Annotated in this window: 15 protein-coding genes; 9 read left to right on the plus strand and 6 right to left on the minus strand. The window is 65.7% G+C overall.

The window, feature by feature from the left end:
• The first annotated feature begins 179 nt into the window (after positions 1-179).
• On the plus strand, positions 180-1268 hold the full coding sequence (locus E1N52_RS30660; RefSeq protein ID WP_133186922.1) for an OpgC domain-containing protein: 1089 nt from the start codon (positions 180-182) through the stop codon (positions 1266-1268).
• A gap of 92 nt (positions 1269-1360) precedes the next feature.
• On the opposite strand, the gene E1N52_RS30665 is transcribed toward E1N52_RS30660, so the two are convergent.
• Positions 1361-2137 carry an SDR family oxidoreductase gene (locus E1N52_RS30665; protein ID WP_133186924.1) on the minus strand — a complete coding sequence of 259 codons (777 nt, stop codon included), beginning with the start codon at positions 2135-2137 and terminating at the stop codon, positions 1361-1363.
• Between the two features lie 211 nt (positions 2138-2348).
• Between E1N52_RS30665 and E1N52_RS30670 the strand changes: the two genes are divergently transcribed.
• A complete protein-coding gene (locus E1N52_RS30670) occupies positions 2349-3293 on the plus strand; it encodes a ProQ/FINO family protein (protein WP_133186926.1) in 945 nt (314 codons plus the stop codon).
• Positions 3294-3503: 210 nt separating this feature from the next.
• On the opposite strand, the gene E1N52_RS30675 is transcribed toward E1N52_RS30670, so the two are convergent.
• The 3 genes from E1N52_RS30675 to E1N52_RS30685 all read right to left on the minus strand — a co-directional run bounded on the left by E1N52_RS30675 (position 3504) and on the right by E1N52_RS30685 (position 6864).
• Entirely contained in the window at positions 3504-4241 is a 738-nt protein-coding gene (locus E1N52_RS30675; protein WP_133186928.1) for a transglycosylase SLT domain-containing protein, read from the minus strand.
• Between the two features lie 137 nt (positions 4242-4378).
• A complete protein-coding gene (locus E1N52_RS30680; protein ID WP_133186930.1) occupies positions 4379-5275 on the minus strand; it encodes a fructose bisphosphate aldolase in 897 nt (298 codons plus the stop codon).
• A 194-nt stretch (positions 5276-5469) separates the two neighbouring features.
• Positions 5470-6864: an aminotransferase-like domain-containing protein gene (locus tag E1N52_RS30685; RefSeq protein WP_133186932.1), complete on the minus strand. Its 1395-nt coding sequence runs from the start codon at positions 6862-6864 to the stop codon at positions 5470-5472.
• Between the two features lie 172 nt (positions 6865-7036).
• Here E1N52_RS30685 and cyoA point away from each other — a divergent pair, with 172 nt between their 5' ends.
• The 5 genes from cyoA to E1N52_RS30710 all read left to right on the plus strand — a co-directional run bounded on the left by cyoA (position 7037) and on the right by E1N52_RS30710 (position 11366).
• Positions 7037-8059 (plus strand): ubiquinol oxidase subunit II, encoded by a 1023-nt coding sequence (gene cyoA / locus E1N52_RS30690; RefSeq protein WP_133186934.1) that lies wholly within the window; start codon positions 7037-7039, stop codon positions 8057-8059.
• Positions 8060-8066: 7 nt separating this feature from the next.
• On the plus strand, positions 8067-10076 hold the full coding sequence (gene cyoB / locus E1N52_RS30695) for a cytochrome o ubiquinol oxidase subunit I (protein ID WP_133186936.1): 2010 nt from the start codon (positions 8067-8069) through the stop codon (positions 10074-10076).
• Positions 10077-10079: 3 nt separating this feature from the next.
• Complete coding sequence (cyoC, locus tag E1N52_RS30700) at positions 10080-10691, plus strand: cytochrome o ubiquinol oxidase subunit III (protein ID WP_133186938.1); 612 nt, start codon at positions 10080-10082, stop codon at positions 10689-10691.
• The gene (gene cyoD, locus E1N52_RS30705) at positions 10688-11062 is read left to right on the plus strand and encodes a cytochrome o ubiquinol oxidase subunit IV (protein WP_133186940.1); all 375 of its coding nucleotides are present in this window, start codon (positions 10688-10690) and stop codon (positions 11060-11062) included. The genes cyoC and cyoD overlap by 4 nt, the downstream gene beginning before the upstream one ends.
• A 106-nt stretch (positions 11063-11168) precedes the next feature.
• Entirely contained in the window at positions 11169-11366 is a 198-nt protein-coding gene (locus tag E1N52_RS30710; RefSeq protein ID WP_133186942.1) for a CsbD family protein, read from the plus strand.
• A gap of 86 nt (positions 11367-11452) precedes the next feature.
• On the opposite strand, the gene E1N52_RS30715 is transcribed toward E1N52_RS30710, so the two are convergent.
• Both E1N52_RS30715 and E1N52_RS30720 read right to left on the minus strand, forming a co-directional pair.
• Positions 11453-11923, minus strand: coding sequence for a PaaI family thioesterase (locus E1N52_RS30715; protein ID WP_133186944.1), 471 nt, complete (start codon positions 11921-11923; stop codon positions 11453-11455).
• Between the two features lie 16 nt (positions 11924-11939).
• The gene (locus tag E1N52_RS30720) at positions 11940-14684 is read right to left on the minus strand and encodes a winged helix-turn-helix domain-containing protein (protein WP_133186946.1); all 2745 of its coding nucleotides are present in this window, start codon (positions 14682-14684) and stop codon (positions 11940-11942) included.
• Positions 14685-15022: 338 nt separating this feature from the next.
• Between E1N52_RS30720 and E1N52_RS30725 the strand changes: the two genes are divergently transcribed.
• Together E1N52_RS30725 and E1N52_RS30730 are read left to right on the plus strand one after the other, a co-directional pair.
• Positions 15023-16579 (plus strand): long-chain-fatty-acid--CoA ligase, encoded by a 1557-nt coding sequence (locus E1N52_RS30725; protein ID WP_133186948.1) that lies wholly within the window; start codon positions 15023-15025, stop codon positions 16577-16579.
• 59 nt (positions 16580-16638) lie between these two features.
• A complete protein-coding gene (locus tag E1N52_RS30730; protein ID WP_133186950.1) occupies positions 16639-17823 on the plus strand; it encodes a lipid-transfer protein in 1185 nt (394 codons plus the stop codon).
• Positions 17824-17837 lie beyond the last annotated feature (14 nt).

The following is a 17837-nucleotide window of genomic DNA, read 5'->3' on the forward strand; positions in this document are numbered from 1 at the left end:
TCGCATGGTGAGGCGGCGCTTTCGCGCAGCCTTTTACGGAACCCTTTCTTGCGTTGCGCGTGCGGCCGCGAATCGATCAGGCATCCTTACAAAAAGACTCATAAAGCTGACAGCTTCATCGAATCGAGGCCGCTCACCCCTTCAATCGTAATCTTCGACACGAACGGGAGTCGTCACCAATGAGTCAGATAGCGAAGCGATCGATCGAAATCGACTTTTTCCGGGGTTTCGCGTTGATTTCAATCGCGCTCGATCACATTCCTTCCAGCGTGCTTTCGCATGCGATGCTGCACAACTTCGCGTTCTGCGACTCCGCGGAAGTGTTCGTGTTCGTGAGCGGCTATGTATGCGCAGCGAGTTGGCTCGCGATTGCCGGGCGAAAGGGAGAGAGCGCGGCCAACCGCCGCTTCTGGCGTCGCGGGCGCGAGATCTACGCCGCCTACCTGTGCACCGCTGCGCTCATGCTGCTTTCGGGTGCCGCAGCGGTGATGCTGCGTGTGGATTCGCCGCTGGTTGCGGAGTCGGGTTATCTGCGCTTCGCCGCGCAACCGTTCACGATGCTCGCCAATATCGCGATCTTTCGCGATCAGCCGTATCTCGCCGGCGTGCTGCCCATGTACATCGTGCTCGTGATGGTGTTGCCATTCGTGATGCCGCTCGCGCGCCGCTCGCCCGATCTCGTACTCGTTGGCAGCTTCGTGCTGTGGTTCGGCGGGTGCTGGCTCGCGGGTTATTTGCCTACCGCGCCCGGCGCCATATGGCCCTTCAACCCGTTTGCCTGGCAGGCCATGTTCATGCTGGGCCTGCTGTGTCGTATCTATCCGGTCTCGCGAGCGTTCCAGGTCTCGTGGACGGGCCGCGCGTTGACGGCGTTCGCGCTGGTCCTCGTTGCCACGTTCGCGTTCATCCAGTTGTTCGCCAATCTGGATCCCCAGCCTGGCTACATGAAACAGAATCTCGCGAGCGTGCGAATCGTGAACTTCGCCGCCGTGGCGTGGCTCGCCGCGCAGGCGGTGCGCAAGGGCTGGATAGCGTGGCTTGCGCAACGGCTGCCGGCCGTCGTCACCGTGGGGCAGCAGGGCCTCGTCTGTTTCGTGGGGGGCGCGGTGGCTTCGAACCTCATCGACACGCTGCTGCGTGCAACGCATGTCACGGCTTCTTTGCCCGCACGGCTCGCGGGCGACTTGCTCGCGGTCGGCGCATTGCTCATGCTCGCGGGTGGCGTGCGGCGCCTGAAAGCGGTCCGGCCGCGCGTCGCGCTCACGTAAAGCGCGACGGCGACCGCTCAACGGTGAGGGTTTGCGGGAGCCCCGTGAGTGTATTCAAGGCGCATTGAAGGTGCATTCAATGCGCAACACGCTCACGCTTTGCCGAGTTCGCGCACGTCAGTGGCCGGCACCGAGCCGAATGCATCGCTCAACGCATAGTCGATCAATTGCTGCGCGGCGGCTTCGGGTGTGGACAGCAGGCCGTTTTGCTTGAGTTGTTCGAAACGCTCGCGCTTCGGGAACTGGTCGACGCTCGTCGCGCGGATCGTCTCCTGCATGCCGGTGTCGATCACGCCGGGTGCGATGCTGCAAATGCGCACGCCGACGGGCACGTCGAGCGCAACGGCGCGCGCGTGGTGGTCGAGCGCGGCCTTGGTCGCGCAGTACACGCTCCAGCCCGGATATGCGTTGCGCGCGGCGCCGCTCGAAATATGCACGATGCGGCGCGACGCGTTCGCGCTGAGCGAAGGCGTGGCGGCGAGCGCGTTCGCGAGCATCAACGGCGCTGCCACGTTGAGCGTCACGGCGCGCGCAATGGCGAGCGGGTCCTGCGCGCCGAGCGGCGCAATCGGCTCGACGGTGCCTGCGTTGTTGAAGAGCAGCACGCACTGCGCGCCGCGCGCGAACGCATCGAGCGTGTCGCCCGCCAGCCAGCGCTCGAGTGCGGCGGGATCGGCAAGTTCCACGACCGCCTGGGTGAACCGCTCCGGATGGAGGGACGGGAGTTCCGCATGCTCGCCGCGGCCGAGGCCGAGCACCTCGATATCCCGTTGCAGCAGCGATTGCGCGAGCGCCGCACCCAATCCGCGCGTATGGCCGGTCACGATGGCACGAATGGAGGAACGGGGGGCGGATGTCGAAATCGTCATGGTGTGGTGATGAAAAAAAGGATGCGATCCTTGCGTGCGCAAGGTGTTGACGCTTGAAATTCGAGGGATTTTGCCGCGCGCCGCGTGTGTTCGCGGTGTAGCGCGGCGCGCGATGGCGGACTCGAAACCGGCCGCGGCAAGTGATTGCCCGGTTGGAGCGGCCGTGTTTTCGGTATCATAGCGTCCGGTTCCATATGGAAGAGATCTGGACGTGAAAGCCGCATCGCAACAACGCCGTACCCTGAGCTTCAAGGAAGGCCTTCTTGAGATCAAGAAGAGCATGGGGGGCAGCTCTGGCCAGCCGCCCGAAGAACAGGCGCAAAAATCGCAAGGCAAGCCCGCTCACAAGGGCGCGAAGAGCCATGGCGGCTCGCACGCCCCGAAGGGCCCGCGTGCCCCGAGAGAGGGTTCGGCGGCTGCGGGCGCGGCCGGCGGCAAGGACGAGCGTTCGCGCTCGCGCCATGGCCGGCCCCAGGGCGCGCGAGCGCAGGAGCAGAGTCAAGGTGAGCAGCGCGCGCAGCAGCCGCGCCGGCCGCAGCAGCCGAAGCCCGCCCGCGGGCCGGAGGCGGGCGAGCGTCCCGGGCAGCAGCAGCGCCGCCGTCCGGCGCGTCCCCAGCAGCCGCCGGCCGCGAATCTGAGCGAAGCCGAAAAGGCGCGCATCGAGCGCAACCGCCAGCTCAACACGGTCTGGAACGTGTTCGCGAAGCACTATCCGGCTTTCCGCGACCGTTTGCCGCTCAAGATCGGCGTAGCCGAGGATCTCGTCGCGCGTCACCCCGAGTACGAGCGCACGATGATCGTCGCCGTGCTCAAGCGCCATGTGAACCATCCGCGCTATCACGAGCGTGTGGCCGCAGGCGGCTCGCGCTACGAACTCGACGGCACGGCTTCGGAAGGCCCGGGCATCGATCCGTCGCACGTCGGCCGCGCGAATGCGGCGCTGGCGCGTCAGAAGGCCAAGGCCGAGGCGCAAGCCAAGGCGCGCGAAGAGGGCAAGGCCCAGCCTGAGGTCAAGGCCGACGCCAAGGCCGAGGCGAAGACCGAACCCGCGCCCCAGCCCGAAGCCCAGAGCGTGGAGCCGCAAGCCCCGTCCAGCACGCCGGAAGCCGCGGTACAGCAACCGGAAAACGGCGAAACGCCCGCAAGCGGCGCCTAAGCCCGCGCCGGATTTTTGCTCCTTCGAAACGCCCCTCTCGCGGTACTGCCGTCAGAGGGGCGTTCGCACGTCTGGCGAACCGCGCCGATCGATGCGCGCGCAACCATTGGCGCGCACGTCGCGCCTTCGCATGTGTTCCCGGTGATTTCGACGCGCATCGCATGGCCGCCGATCCCGCACCAGGCAGCCTGAGCGAAGCAGGAGGCGGTTTTAGTGCGCGTTGGCCGAAGCGGCGTCTTGCACGGCAGCCTGTGCTGAGGCCGCCGATGTAGGGGAGGGGGCAGCGGCAGGCGCGGATGCGCCGATCGCGGCCGTTGCCGCCGCAGCCGCAAAGGCGGAAGCTGCCGAAGCCGCAAGGCCGACGCTCGCGGGCGCATCGCTCGGGGCAGGCGCGCTAGCGGTATCGAGCACCCGGCTGAACTCCACGGCGCGCGTGCGGATCTTTTCCGCATAGGCCTTCGAGCCGCCATAGTTCTTCATCGCGGCGTTGAGATCGCCGCCGGCGGCCCGCTGGTAGCCATAGAGGATCGACGAGCCCACGTCGATATTGACCTCGGGGTCGGTGAGATCCTTGTTGTGCAAGAGATTGCGATGCGCCGACGGCACGACCTGCATGAGTCCGGTCGCGCCATTCGCGCCGTGCGCCTTCTCGCGAAAGCGCGACTCGATCGAGATGATGGCGAGCAGCACCGCAGGCGGCAGCGAATACTTTTCGGCCGCCCCCGTGACGGCTTGCGAAATTTGCGCGGCTTTCTCTTTCGCGATACCGAATTTTTGCGTGAGGTATTTCGAAACCGCGCTCGACATGGCGCTGGAACTTGCGGGAGCAACCCCGCTCGCCGCCGACGCGCTGACGATGTCGCTTGCGGGCGCCTGCTGCTGCGCCTGCGCGGCCGCGGTTTGCACGAGGCCCGGCAACAGGACGAGCAGGCAGAGTAACTGCCTCATGGCCGGTGCATAGGAGAAAAAGAAGGCGCAAGTATAACCGGCCCCGATTAATGAGGCCGGCTGCGTGTCATCCCGTTTTCACATCCCTGACCGGTGTCGGCGCCGGACGTCGCGCCCGGCGCGGCTTCAGGCCGGTTTCACGCCTTTTGAACCGAAGCCTTCCAGATTTCGTCGATGCTCGCGGCGAGCGCGGCGTCGAACTCGGCGTCGCTCATCGATTTCGTGAGGTCGTTGATGAGCGCGCGCGAAAAGCTTGCAATCATGCGATGGTTTTTGGCGAGACGCTCGCACGCGTCAGTACGCGAGTAGCCGCCCGAGAGCGCCACCACGCGCACCACGCGCGGATGTTCGATGAGCGGCAGATAGAAGTCGGGCGTATCGGGAATCGTGAGCTTGATCATCACGTTCTGCGAGGCGGGCAGTGCGTCGAGCCCCTTGATCAGTTCGTCGCGCAATAGCTTCTCGGCCTTGGCCTTGTCGGGAGCCTTGATCGAGACTTCCGGCTCGAGAATCGGCACGAGTCCGTGCGCGGATATTTGCGCGCCGAATGCGAACTGCTGCGCGGCGATCGAAGCGATGCCGGAAGGCGAGGCATGTTCGATCACCGAGCGCATCTTGGTGCCGAAAATCCCGGCCTTCACCGCGCGTTCGAGCAGGGCGTCGAGGCCCGGGATCGGCTTCATGAGGCGCACGCCGTCGGACTCGGCCTCCAGCCCCTTGTCCACCTTGAGGAACGGCACGACGTGGCGCTCGTTCCAGAGGAAGTCGGGCACGGGCTTGCCTTGTGCCTGGCCATCCATGGTCGCCTCGAAGAGGATCGCGCCAATCACTTTCTCGCCCGTGAACGCGGGGGCGCTGATGATGCGCACACGCATTTCGTGGATGAGGCGGAACATTTCGGCGTCGCCGCTATACGCGCTTTCGGGAATGCCGTACTGGCGCAACGCGCCAGGCGTCGAACCGCCGCTCTGGTCCAGCGCGGCGATGAAGCCCGGTTTGTCGCGCATCTGCGCAAGCATTTGCTCGTTTGCCATCGTCGTCTCTCCGCATTTAGGGCGCCCTTGCGGGCGCGGTTACTCGAATCCGGTCGCCGCCTGCTGCGACGAGTGTACTTGCGCCGATGCGCCGCGTCTTTGCCATTATGTGGGCATGGCCGCGCAGCCGCGCTGAAGAAGGGAAACGATAAACCGTAGCAATTGCGGTGCCAGGGGTGGCGCGGCAAGCGCCGTCACACGATGACTTGCGCCTGCGCGCTGCGGTCGTTCGCGAGCAGCGCCGAGAGCTTGCGCAGCGCGGCCTGCAATTGTTCGCGCCCGCCCGTTGCGCCGAGAGAAATGCGGATCGCGTTCGCGGTTTCCGGGCCTTGCTGGAACGCCGTCGAGGGCGCCACGGCGAGGCCCTCGATGCTCGCGGCCGCCGCCAGTTCGCGCGCCTGCCAGTAGCGCGGCAGCGTGTACCAGAGGTGAATGCCCGCGCCCGCCGACGATCCCAGCGTGTGCGCCGCGATGCGCTGGCGCTCGCGCGCTTCGGCCTTTACGTCCGCGAAGACCTGCTCGGCCACGCCTTCCTCGATCCAGTGCGTGGCGAGCGCGTTGGTGAGCGGCGCGGCCATCAGCGAGAACGTGCGCAGCGCGGTCACGAGGCGCGTGCGCGCCTCCTCATCGGGCAGCGCGAGATAAGCCGTGCGCAAGCCGGGCGAGAGCGTCTTGGAAAGCGTCGCGAGATAGCAGACCTGAGCGGGCGCGAGCCGGGCAAACGGCGCGGGCGCGTCGAGCGCGAAACGCCAGTAAGGATCGTCTTCGACGATCCGCGCGCCGCAGCGCTGCGCCACCCGCAGGATTTCCAGGCGGCGTGACTCCGGCATGGTCGCCGTCGTCGGGTTCTGCAGCGTGGGGTTCACGTAGATGAGCCGCGCCGCGTGTTCGCGGCAAGCCGCTTCGAGCGCGTCGGGGCGCATCCCGTGAGCGTCGACGGCAACGGGGGCGATGCGGCGGCCCAGTTGCGCCGCCGCGTGCGGCAGGCCCGGATAGAGCAGCGGCTCGGCGAGGATGACTTCGCCCGGCTGCGTGAAGGCGAGGATCAGCGCGGCAAGCGCCGCCTGCGCGCCGGGGCAGACCACCACGCGATCGGGCGCGACGTGGCCGAGCATGGGCTGCAGCCACTTCGCACCCGCCTGCCAGTCGGCGCGGCCGCCGCCGCCCATGTGGTAGGTCATGAGCAGATCGGCGTCGCTGCGCATCAGCACGCGTGTCATGCCTTCGCGCAGCAGCGCATTCATGTCGAGCCCGGCGGGCGCAGGCGGGATGTTCATGCTGAGGTCCACGCGCTGGAGCAATTCGGCGCGCGGCGCGGCGATGAAGGTGCCTAGCGGCCCACGCGCCTCGATCAGGCCACGCCGCCGGGCTTCGTTGAAGCCCCGCGTGACGGTGGTCAGATCGACCGCAAGCAGGGTGGCGAGACTGCGCTGCGCGGGCACGCGCTCGCCGGGGCGCAATGTGCCTTGCGCCACCGCGGCTTCGATGAAATCGGCGAGCCGCAGGTAGCGCGGGCCGTTGCCGGACTGCATCGCGGTGGCCCATGCATTGATCTCTCCGGCGCTTTCGGCAGGTTGGTCGTGTGTCATTCTGTCGCGGATGTATGCGTCATGTCTTACTCTAGCATGCGTGCATGAAGCGCGTAAATCCATACATATAGGCTATGTATGGCTTCTGCGGCGGCCCTCCGAGGCCGCTCGTGCGGCAGCAGAGTGAGCACGTATGGATGGGTTTGCGCGAACGTCAACCTTGGAACCAGACATGCGCAATCCAGACCCTCGCTCGGGGCGGGCCGCTACCGCCGGCCCGCCTTCTTCATCACGTCCCCCACTGATTACCCGTTTTCTGCGCCGCGCCGCTCTCGGCGCGGCGGGCATCCCGCTCGTGCTGCTCAGCGGCTGCAACATGGCGCTGCTCGCCCCGAAGGGCGACATCGGCGTCCAGGAAAAGAACCTGATCCTGATCGCGCTCGGCTTGATGTTGCTCGTCGTGATCCCCGTGATCGTGCTCACGCTGTGGTTCGCGTGGCGCTACCGCGCCTCCAACACGAACGCGACTTATGCGCCGCGCTGGTCGCATTCCACGGTCATCGAAGTGGTGGTGTGGACGATTCCCTGCGTGATCGTGCTCACGCTCGCCGTGCTGATCTGGCGCACGACGCATTCGCTCGACCCGTATCGCCCGATCGAATCGCAGACGAAGCCCGTGCGCGTGGACGTGGTCGCGCTCAACTGGAAGTGGCTCTTCATCTACCCGGACTACGGCGTGGCCTCCGTGAACCAGCTGGCGATTCCCGTGGATACGCCCGTTGAGTTCAACCTCACCGCCGAGTCGCTGATGAACTCGTTCTTCATCCCGCAACTGGGCAGCCAGGTGTATGCGATGCCTGCCATGCAGACGAAGCTGCACCTCATCGCGAACGAGCCCGGCATCTATGCGGGCCGCTCGGCGGCGTTCAGCGGCCCGGGCTTCTCCGACATGCATTTCGAAACGCTGGCCAAGAGCCGCGCCGACTTCGACGCCTGGATCGCGCAGGCGAAGGCATCGCCCACGATGCTCAGCCGCGCGGCCTACGAACAGCTCGCGTTGCCCGGCGAAAAGACGCCGGTGACGCTCTATTCGAACGTCGCGCCGGGCCTGTTCGACGGCGTGGTCGGCAAATACATGCGCGACGTGCACGGCAATCCGATTTGCGGCACGGTCCCCACGGCCTCAAGCACAGTCCCCGGCACAGGCGCCCCGGCGCTCACGCTCAACCGTAGCGCCATCCTGGCAGCGGAGTAATCACACCATGTTCGGAAAACTCACGCTCGACGCCGTACCCTGGCACGAGCCGATCATCATGGGCACGGGCGCCGTCGTGGCGCTCGGCGGCCTCGCCTTGCTCGCCGCGATCACGATCGCAGGCAAGTGGGGCTATTTGTGGCGCGAGTGGATCACGTCGGTCGATCACAAGCGCATTGGTGTCATGTACATCATTCTCGCCGTCATCATGCTGCTGCGCGGTTTCGCCGACGCGATCATGATGCGCGCGCAACAGGCGCTCGCGTATGGCGACGCCGCGGGCTATCTGCCGCCGCATCACTACGACCAGATCTTCACGGCGCACGGCGTCATCATGATCTTCTTCGTGGCCACGCCGCTCATTCTCGGCTTGATGAACGTGGTCGTGCCGCTGCAGATCGGCGCGCGCGACGTGGCCTATCCGTTCGTCAACTCGCTCTCCTTCTGGCTTTCGGTGGTGGGCGCGATCCTCGTGATGGTCTCCATGTTCGTGGGCGATTTCGCTGCCACGGGCTGGGTGGCGTATCCGCCGCTTTCGGAGCTTGGCTATAGCCCGACCGTTGGTATGGATTACTACATATGGTCGCTGCAGCTATCGGGTCTCGGCACGACGCTCTCGGGCATCAACTTCATCGTCACGATCCTGCGCATGCGCGCGCCGGGCATGAAGATGATGCAGATGCCGGTGTTCGTGTGGACGGCGTTCATCACCAACATCCTGATCGTTGCGGTGTTCCCGGTGCTGACCGCCACGCTCGCGCTGCTCACGATGGACCGCTACTTCGACATGCACTTCTTCACGAACGAGCTGGGCGGCAACGCGATGATGTACATCAACCTGATCTGGGTCTGGGGTCACCCGGAGGTGTACATCCTGATCCTGCCTGCGTTCGGTGCGTACTCGGAAATCATCGCGACGTTCTCGGGCAAGCCGCTGTTCGGCTACAAGTCGATGGTCTACGCCACGTCGTCGATCGGCATCCTCTCGTTCTTCGTGTGGCTGCACCACTTCTTCACGATGGGCTCAGGCGCGAACGTCAATGCGTTCTTCGGCATCATGACCACGGTCATTTCGATTCCGACCGGCGTGAAGCTCTTCAACTGGCTCTTCACGATGTATCGCGGCCGCATCCGCTATCACAGCGCCACGCTCTGGACCATCGGCTTCATGGTGACGTTCGCCGTGGGCGGTATGACCGGCGTGCTGCTGGCCGTGCCGGGCGCGGACTTCGTGCTGCACAACTCGCTCTTTCTCGTTGCGCACTTCCATAACGTGATCATCGGCGGGGTGGTGTTCGGCTGTCTTGCAGGTGTGAGCTTCTGGTTCCCCAAGGTGTTTGGTTTCACGCTCAACGAGTTCTGGGGCAAGGTGTCGTTCTGGTGCTGGCTGATCGGCTACTGGCTCGCGTTCACGCCGCTCTACATCCTCGGCTTCGAAGGCATGACGCGCCGCATGAATCACTATGAAGTGGCCGAGTGGCATCCGTGGCTCGTGGTGGCGCTCGTGGGCGCGGTGTTCGTCGGCCTCGGCATTCTCTCGTTCATCGTGCAGATCGTGGTGAGCCTGCGCGATCGTGAAGCCAACCGCGACGTGACCGGCGACCCGTGGGATGGCCGCAGCCTCGAGTGGTCGACTGCTTCGCCCGCGCCGTTCTACAACTTCGCCGTGCTGCCGGAGATCACTTCGATGGAGCAGCACTGGGACAACAAGGAAGCGGGCCGCGCCTACGTGCAGCCGGCGAAGTACGAAGACATCCATATGCCGCGCAACACGGGCGCGGGCTTCATCATCGCCGCATTTAGCCTGCTGTTCGGCTTTGCGATCGTGTGGCACATGTGGCCGTTCGTGGCGGTGGGCCTGATCGGCATGATCGTCACGTTCATCGTGCGCACCTACAACCAGGACGTGGATTACTGGGTTCCGGCCGCGGAGGTCGAGCGCATCGAGAACGCGCGCTTCAAGCAACTCGGCATCCAGCGTTTCGATCAATCCGAGCACATCGAGGAGATGGCATAAACCATGGCTCACGCTGCTACTACTCACGCCCATGGTCATGGCCACGGTCACGATCACGACGACAGCACGAAGACCACGCTGGGCTTCTGGATCTACCTGATGAGCGACTGCCTCATCTTCGCGACGCTCTTCGCCACGTTCGGCGTGCTCGCGAATGCGACGGCAGGCGGTCCGGGTGCAAGGGATCTGTTCGAACTGCCGTACGTGCTGGGCGAAACGCTGCTGCTGCTTGCGAGCAGCGTCACCTTCGGCATGGCCATGCTGAATCTCTACGCGCAGCGACGCGGCCAGGTGATCGTCTGGCTCGCCATCACGTTCCTGTTCGGCGCGGGCTTCGTCGCGATGGAGGTGAACGAGTTCGCCAAGCTCATCGCCGATGGCGCGGGGCCCGGCACGAGCGCGTACCTCTCGGCGTACTTCACGCTGGTCGGCACGCACGGTCTGCACGTCACGGCGGGTTTGTTGTGGATCGCGATCATGATGCACCAGACCTTCAAGTTCGGTCTGACGGGTACGATCCGCCGCCGTCTCGCCTGCCTGAGCCTCTTTTGGCACTTTCTCGATCTCGTGTGGATCTGTGTATTTACGTTCGTTTACCTGCGAGGTTTCCTGTGAGCCAGTCCCATGGCACTCACCACGCCGTGCATGACGCATCGCACGGCAGCTTCAAGGGCTACATGATCGGCACCGTGCTCTCGCTCGTGCTGACGCTCGCGTCGTTCGGCGTGGTGATGTTTCGAGTCGTTTCGCCGGGCTTCGGGCTCGCGGCCATCGTCGTGCTCTGCATCGCGCAGCTCGTCGTGCAACTCGTGTATTTCCTGCATATCGGCACGTCGCGCAGCCAGCGCGCCAACACGGGCATCTTCATCTGCACGGCGTTTCTGATTGCGGTGATCGTCGGGCTTTCGCTGTGGGTCATGCACAACGCAAACGTCAACATGATGCCCACGCAGATCTCGATCGACCGCGCCATGGCGCACGACTGAGGCATCACGTTGCGTCCCTCAATACTGCGCGCCGGGTACCTCGGGCACAGTGCATGCGCTATACGAAGCGTCGCGACACACCGTCGCTTTTACGTGGAGTGTGACCATGAACAAGGACCAGGTGAAGGGCACGGCTGAAAAGGTGAAGGGCAAGGTCAATGAGGCCGTGGGCCGCGCAACCGACAACCCGGCGCGCGAATTGAAGGGGGACCTCCAGCAGGAAGCTGGCCAGGCACGCAAGAACGTCGGTGACATGAAGGAGGCCGCAAAGGATATGGCGAAGGACGTGAAGCGCCATCACTGATAAACGATGGCTAACCCACCGCGCCGCCGCCTCGAAAGGGGCGGCGGCGTCATGCTGTCCGCATGCGGCAGCGCGAGCCCCGGCGCTCAGGCCGGCGGGTTCAGCACCGCGAAGGTCGCGTTGGCTTTGAGCACGCAGCGCTCATCCACCATCAGGCGGCATGTGGCAAAGCGCAGACGTGCGCCCATTTTGTCGAGCGCCACGTGCGCTTCCAGCCAGTCGCCGGGACGCACGGAACCAAGGTAATCGAGGCTCAGATGCGCCGTGACCGCCGGACGTTCGCGTCCCGCCGCGCGTATCATGGCCGCGCCAATCGCGGTGTCGGCGAGCGTGGCCAGCATGCCGCCGTGCGCGATATCCAGATTGTTCAAATGGCGCTCGCTCACGCGCGTGCCGATCACGCCGCGGGCTTCGTCGAAGTAAAGCGTGCCGAATTGGCCCATATAACCAGTGCGGAACGGCAACGCCACGAAGCCGGGTGGCGGGGCGTCATCGCTTTCAACGGTTGCGGGTGCAGCGTTAATCGAGATGTCATTCGCGGGCAGGCGATCGTTCATTGTTCGGGATCCACAATCAGGGAATCAGTCCTTTCGCACGGCCGATGGCGACTGCCTGGGTACGATTGCCCGCGCCGAGCTTGGCGTTGATCTTGCGGAGATGCGACTTGACCGTCAGCTCGGACACGAACAGCTTCTCCGCGATCACGCGGTTGCGGTGGCCTGCCGAAAGCATCCTTAGCACGTCCAGTTCGCGCGCCGTGAGCGCGTCGGCGGGAGAATCCGCGGCGTAGGGCGAGAGATCGGCGGCACCCGTCGTTGAGTCCGCTATGTGCGAGTGAGAGGGCGCCACGCCGTCCAGCAACTGCGCCACGAACGCGGGCACCACGCCAAGCGAGCCGATTTGCGTGGGACCGCGCTCGGCCCATGCGCCAAGCAGGCGCATGAGTGCTTCGCCTTCATCGAGGAACGCGCGAACAAAGCCTTCGTGGCTCGCCATGCGCAGCGCTTCCGTGAGCATGTCGAAGGCGGCGGTGCGCTCGCCGTTGCCGTCGAGCGCGAGTGCGAGCAGGACGCGCAACTTCAGCGCGCGCCAATGACGCCGCCGCGCGCTCGCCTGTGCGACGGCTTCGCTCAGTGCAGCGCACGCCGTGGCGTAGCGTCCCTGCGCGATATCGAGGCGGCAGCGCGCGATCACCGGTTCGTCGATCTCGCTCGCGTGATAGGAGACCCCCGGGCGTGCCCAGTCCGCATGCAGTGTGGCGGCGCGCAGCGCCTGCTCGGCGGCGTCGAAGCGGCCTTCGAGCGTGGCGACGCGCGCGCGTTCGAGCCATGCGGCGCTCACGGCGCGGTCCGATTTGACTGCGCGGCCCAACTGCTCGAGTTCGGCGAGCAGCCGCAACCACTGCTCGACATTACCCTCGAAGAGCGCCACGCGCGCCGAAAGCACATGCGTGGCGATCAGCCCGTCGGTCACGCCCACGCGCTTGGCGCGCGGCAGCGCGTCGGCGAGGAGATGCGTCATTTCATCGAGCGCGTTTTTCTCGTAGAGCGCGAGCGAGCGCACGCCGTCCACGCTGGTGCGGCCGCCGCCCGAATCCACGGTGCGGTTCGCCGTGGCGTTGGCCGCCGAAATTTCGAGCCGCGCCAGCGCCGTGCCAAGCCGCCCCTGCACCAGATCGATGATCCCTTCGATGGTTTCCGCCATCGTGCGCATCACGACATAGGGATGATCGTGGGCGCGCCGCAACGCGCGCGAGAGCACGCCGCGCGCCTCGTCATAGCGATCGGTGCAGACGTAGCTGAAGGCGAGCGAATTCGTGAGGCTGTAGAACGAGAAGTTCGCACGATCGGGCAGGCGATCGAGCAAGGCGGCGCTCGTTTGCGCGCATGCCTCGACCTGGTCGGTGAGCGCGAGCAGCACGCCGCGAATCGCTTCGGCCACGAAGGCGACGCTGTCCTGGTTGGGCTGCCCGACGCTGCCTTCGACAATGTTTTGCGTCGTACGCATGGCGTCCGCATAGCGGCGGTTCAGCAGCAGCACCCACGCGTAAGTGAGACCGACGTCGGGCCGCGTGGCAAGCCGCGCGGCGCCGATGCGGTCGAGCCAGCGCATCAGCAGGCGCAGCCGGCCGCTGCCGAGCAATGCCCGCGAATGACGCGCGATTTCGGCGAGCGCACCCGCCTCGTCGCCCGCGTCGAGCAGATGGTCGATGGCGGGGATGGGGCGTTGCGCTTCGAGATACCAGCGTGCGGCCGCGCCGTGCACTTCGCGTTCACGTTCCGGCTGCGCGGCACGCAGCCGATGCTGCAGGAAGCTCGCGAACAGCCGGTGATAGCGATACCAGCTGCGCTCGCCGTCGAGCGGCACGAGAAAGAGATTCGCGCGCTCCAGATAGTCCAGCATCTCGCGGCTGTCGTTGCGTCCGGTGGCGGCGTCGCAAAGCGCGGCGCAGAACTGCGGCAGCGCGCTCGTCTCCAGCAGGAACGAGCGGCACGCTTCGGATTGCCGGGCGAGAATGTCTTCGGCGAGATATTCCGCGAGTTCGAGGTTCGTGCCCGAAAAGGAGGCGACAAAGGCCGCATGGTCTGTGCGCGTGCGCAGCGAGAGCGTGGCCAGATAAATGGCCGTCGCCCAGCCTTCGGTGCAGCGATGCAGGGTGGCGATATCGGCGTCGCGCAGCGGCAGCGCGCATTTCTCGCGGATGAACGCGCTCGCCTCCGCGAGCGTGAAGCGCAGCGCGGCGGGATTGATGTCGAGTAGTTCGCCGCGCGCGCGGATGCGCCCGATGCCGAGTTCCGGCGTCACGCGCGAGGCGGCCACGAGCGGGTTGCCAGGCGGCAGGGCGGCGATCAGGTCTTGCATGAAGGCGAGCACGGCGGGGCTCTGGATCGACTCGAAGTCGTCGAGGAGGATGGCGAGCGGCTTGCCGTGCGCCGCCACGCGCTCGATCAGGCTCGACGCGAACGTGTCCGGGTCGAGCGTGAGCGCGCGCGGTGTGCGTGTGCCGGGCAACGCGGCGTCGAGATGCTGCAGGAAGCGCCCGAAGTCGTTGTCGGCGGCGTCGAGGCGCAGCCATGCCACCTCGCGGCGGTGGGCGCGGCAGTGTGCGGCGTATTGCTGCAAGAGCGTGGTCTTGCCGAAGCCCGCCGAAGCGCGGATCAGCACGAGCCGCGCTGTGTGGGCGCCTGCAATCGTTTCGATCAGTTGCGTGCGCAACAGATGAGACGGGCTGTCAGCGGGCGGCGTCAGCTTCGACGCGACGATCCCGCGGGGAGGATTCTGATGGCCGCTTGCGGCGTGGGCATCGACGATGTTCACAGGCGCTGTTTCCTTCTGCGGCGCGCGCGGCGGCGCGCCTTGCGGGCCCGCCGGCCGCGCGGGTTGGCCGGGCGGCGGACCTGTCTCACTCGGGTCGTTATTGCTGGGGCGAATGGTCGCGCCCTGTTTTTGCGTTGCTTGTGCAACCGTCAGGGTATTGTTCCACAGCGGCTGGCCGGCGTCGTACTCCTTTCGAACGATTCGCTAGCGCATCCTAAAATCCTCCCTTCGGCTCAGGACAGCAGGCCTGCGTGCGCCTAAAGTGATATCGACTTCACGGCATCCGCGCCACGATCACCCGGCGCAGCCAGAACGACATAAAGAAGCTCGGAGACACCATGTACCTCACACAAGGCCTGCATCGCTGCGTGCAGCAACACCCGGCGGAAGTCGCGATCCGCTTCGGCGGGCGTTCGCGTACTTTCGCGCAGCTGGGCGAACGCGTGGCACGGCTAGCCGGCGCACTCCAGTCGCTCGGCATGGGCGCGGGCGACCGCGTGGGCATGCTCGCGCTCAATTCCGACCGCTATCTCGAATACATGCTCGGCGTGTGGTGGGGCGGCGACGTGCTCAACCCCGTGAATATCCGCTGGAGTGTGCCTGAGATCGTCTATTCGCTCGACGACTGCGATACGCGCATCCTGCTGGTGGACGACCACTTCCTGCCGCTCGCTGGGGACATCGCGGCGAGCGCTGCGCATCGCCCGACGCTCGTCTACACAGGCGAGCGTGACGTACCGTCCGGCATGCTCGCTTACGAGGCGCTGATCGCCGAAGCGCAGCCTGTGGCAGACGCGTTTCGCGGCGGCAACGATCTCGCGACCATCATGTACACGGGCGGCACGACGGGCCGGCCCAAGGGCGTGATGCAGTCGCACCTGAACCTGTGGTCGTCGGCGACTTCGCGCATGGCGGAGTTCCGCGGCTACGCGCACGCCATTTCGCTGCATGCGGCGCCGCTGTTTCACACGGCGGCGATGGCGCGCGCGGTGGGCCATTTCGTGGCCGGCGATACGCACGTGGTGCTGCCCACTTTCGAGCCGCGCGCGGTGCTCGAAGCGATCGAGCGGGACCGCGTGGATGAGATCCTGCTCGTGCCGACCATGCTGCAGGCCGTGCTGGAGCACCCCGACTTCAAGCGGCGCGATCTCTCGTCGCTCAAGCGGATCTATTACGGCGCGTCGCCGATCGCCGCGGGCGTGCTCGACGCCGCGCTCGCCGCACTGCCCGGCATCGAATTCTTTCACGCTTACGGTCTCACGGAGGCGTCGCCCGTGGTGTCGGTCAATCCGCCCGCCAATCACGGCGCCGAAGGGCGCGCGAGCGGCCTTTACCGCTCGGCCGGGCGTGCGGGCTACGGCGTAACCGTGAAGATCGTCGATGCCACGGGCGTGGAAGTGCCGCGCAACACCGTGGGCGAGATCGCCGTGCGCGGCGCGAACGTCATGCTCGGCTACTGGAACAAGCCCGAAGAAACGCGCCAGGCGCTGCGCGACGGCTGGCTGCATACCGGCGACGGCGCCTATATGGACGAAAACGGCTACCTCTTCATCGTCGACCGCATGAAGGACATGATCGTGACGGGCGGCGAGAACGTCTATTCCGCCGAAGTCGAGAACGTGCTCTCGCGCCATCCGGCCGTTGCGCAATGCGCCGTGATCGGCATTCCCGATGCGCGCTGGGGCGAAGCCGTGCACGCTGTGGTCGTCGCGCGTAGCGGCAGCGACGTGGACGAAGCCGCGCTGCGCGAGCACTGCCGCCAGTTTATCGCCGGCTACAAGTGTCCGAAGAGCATCGAGTTCCGCGAGGCGCTGCCGCTGTCGGCCGCCGGCAAGATTCTCAAGCGCGATCTGCGTGCGCCGTACTGGCAGAGCCAATCCCGCCAGGTGGGCTGATCCGCACGGGCGGGCATCGTCATCGTTAACTTGCAATCCCACTTAATCAGGTATCCAAAATGAGCAACAAGGTTGTGGTAGCCGGCGTCGGCATGATTCCGTTCACCAAGCCCGGCGCGAGCGACGACTACGCCACGATGGGCGCCAATGCCGCGAAGGCGGCGCTCGCCGATGCGCGCATCGACTACGCGCTGGTCGAACAGGCTTATGTGGGCTACGTGTTCGGCGATTCGACCTCTGGGCAGGCCGCCATCTATGGCGTGGGCCTCACCGGCATCCCGGTCGTGAACGTCAACAACAACTGCGCGACTGGGTCTACCGCGCTCTTCCTCGCGCGCCAGGCCGTGGAAAGCGGGGCCGTGGAATGCGCTATTGCGCTAGGCTTCGAGCAGATGGTGCCCGGCGCGCTCAAGGGCGCGTACACCGACCGGCCCACGCCGATGGAGCGCTTCGTCAAGACCATGCTCGACGTGCAGGGCTTCGACGAAACCGCGCCACGCGCGGCGCAATTCTTCGGCGGCGGCGGCCGCGCCTACATGAAGGAATACGACATCAAGCCGGAGACGTTCGGGCGCATTTCCGTGAAAGCGCGCCAGCATGCCGCGCGCAACCCCTTCGCCGTGTTTCGCAACACCGTGACGCTCGAAGAGGTGATGGCTTCGCCCGTCGTCTTCGATCCGCTCACGCGCTTGCAGTGCTGCCCGCCCACCTGCGGCGCGGCGGCGGCGATCGTGTGCTCGGAAGCGTTCGCGAAGAAGCACGGACTCGACACGCGCGTGGTCATCAAGGCCCAGGCGATGACGACGGACCGCAACAGCACGTTCGACGAAGGCGACATGCGCAAGGTGGTGGGTTACGACATGACGCGCGCCGCCGCACACCAGGTGTATGAAAAGGCGGCCGTCGGCCCCGAAGATATTCAGGTCGTCGAACTGCACGACTGCTTCACGGCGAACGAATTGATCACCTACGAAGGGCTCGGCCTCACGCCCGAGGGCACGGCGGAAAAGTTCATTCTCGACGGCGACAACACCTATGGCGGCCGTGTCGTCACGAACCCCTCGGGCGGCCTGCTTTCGAAGGGCCATCCGCTTGGCGCAACAGGTCTTGCGCAATGCACCGAACTCGTGTGGCAACTGCGTGGGCAAGCGCAGGACCGCCAGGTCGCCGGCGCGCGCTTCGGCCTTCAGCACAACCTCGGACTCGGCGGCGCGTGCGTGGTCACGCTCTACGAGCGCCAGTAACGCGAGGCTCGACG

The sequence above is a fragment of the Paraburkholderia guartelaensis genome (assembly GCF_004353905.1).
Taxonomy (GTDB): Bacteria; Pseudomonadota; Gammaproteobacteria; order Burkholderiales; family Burkholderiaceae; genus Paraburkholderia; species Paraburkholderia guartelaensis.

What these genes read in the sequence shown, in the direction of transcription:
- cyoA (WP_133186934.1), top strand. Translation starts at nt 7,037, where the DNA reads ATGCGCAATCCAGACCCTCGCTCGGGGCGGGCCGCTACCGCCGGCCCG.
- E1N52_RS30680 (WP_133186930.1), bottom strand. Translation starts at nt 5,275, where the DNA reads ATGGCAAACGAGCAAATGCTTGCGCAGATGCGCGACAAACCGGGCTTC.
- E1N52_RS30725 (WP_133186948.1), top strand. Translation starts at nt 15,023, where the DNA reads ATGTACCTCACACAAGGCCTGCATCGCTGCGTGCAGCAACACCCGGCG.
- E1N52_RS30710 (WP_133186942.1), top strand. Translation starts at nt 11,169, where the DNA reads ATGAACAAGGACCAGGTGAAGGGCACGGCTGAAAAGGTGAAGGGCAAG.
- E1N52_RS30730 (WP_133186950.1), top strand. Translation starts at nt 16,639, where the DNA reads ATGAGCAACAAGGTTGTGGTAGCCGGCGTCGGCATGATTCCGTTCACC.
- cyoC (WP_133186938.1), top strand. Translation starts at nt 10,080, where the DNA reads ATGGCTCACGCTGCTACTACTCACGCCCATGGTCATGGCCACGGTCAC.
- E1N52_RS30685 (WP_133186932.1), bottom strand. Translation starts at nt 6,864, where the DNA reads ATGACACACGACCAACCTGCCGAAAGCGCCGGAGAGATCAATGCATGG.
- E1N52_RS30675 (WP_133186928.1), bottom strand. Translation starts at nt 4,241, where the DNA reads ATGAGGCAGTTACTCTGCCTGCTCGTCCTGTTGCCGGGCCTCGTGCAA.
- cyoB (WP_133186936.1), top strand. Translation starts at nt 8,067, where the DNA reads ATGTTCGGAAAACTCACGCTCGACGCCGTACCCTGGCACGAGCCGATC.
- E1N52_RS30665 (WP_133186924.1), bottom strand. Translation starts at nt 2,137, where the DNA reads ATGACGATTTCGACATCCGCCCCCCGTTCCTCCATTCGTGCCATCGTG.
- E1N52_RS30660 (WP_133186922.1), top strand. Translation starts at nt 180, where the DNA reads ATGAGTCAGATAGCGAAGCGATCGATCGAAATCGACTTTTTCCGGGGT.
- E1N52_RS30715 (WP_133186944.1), bottom strand. Translation starts at nt 11,923, where the DNA reads ATGAACGATCGCCTGCCCGCGAATGACATCTCGATTAACGCTGCACCC.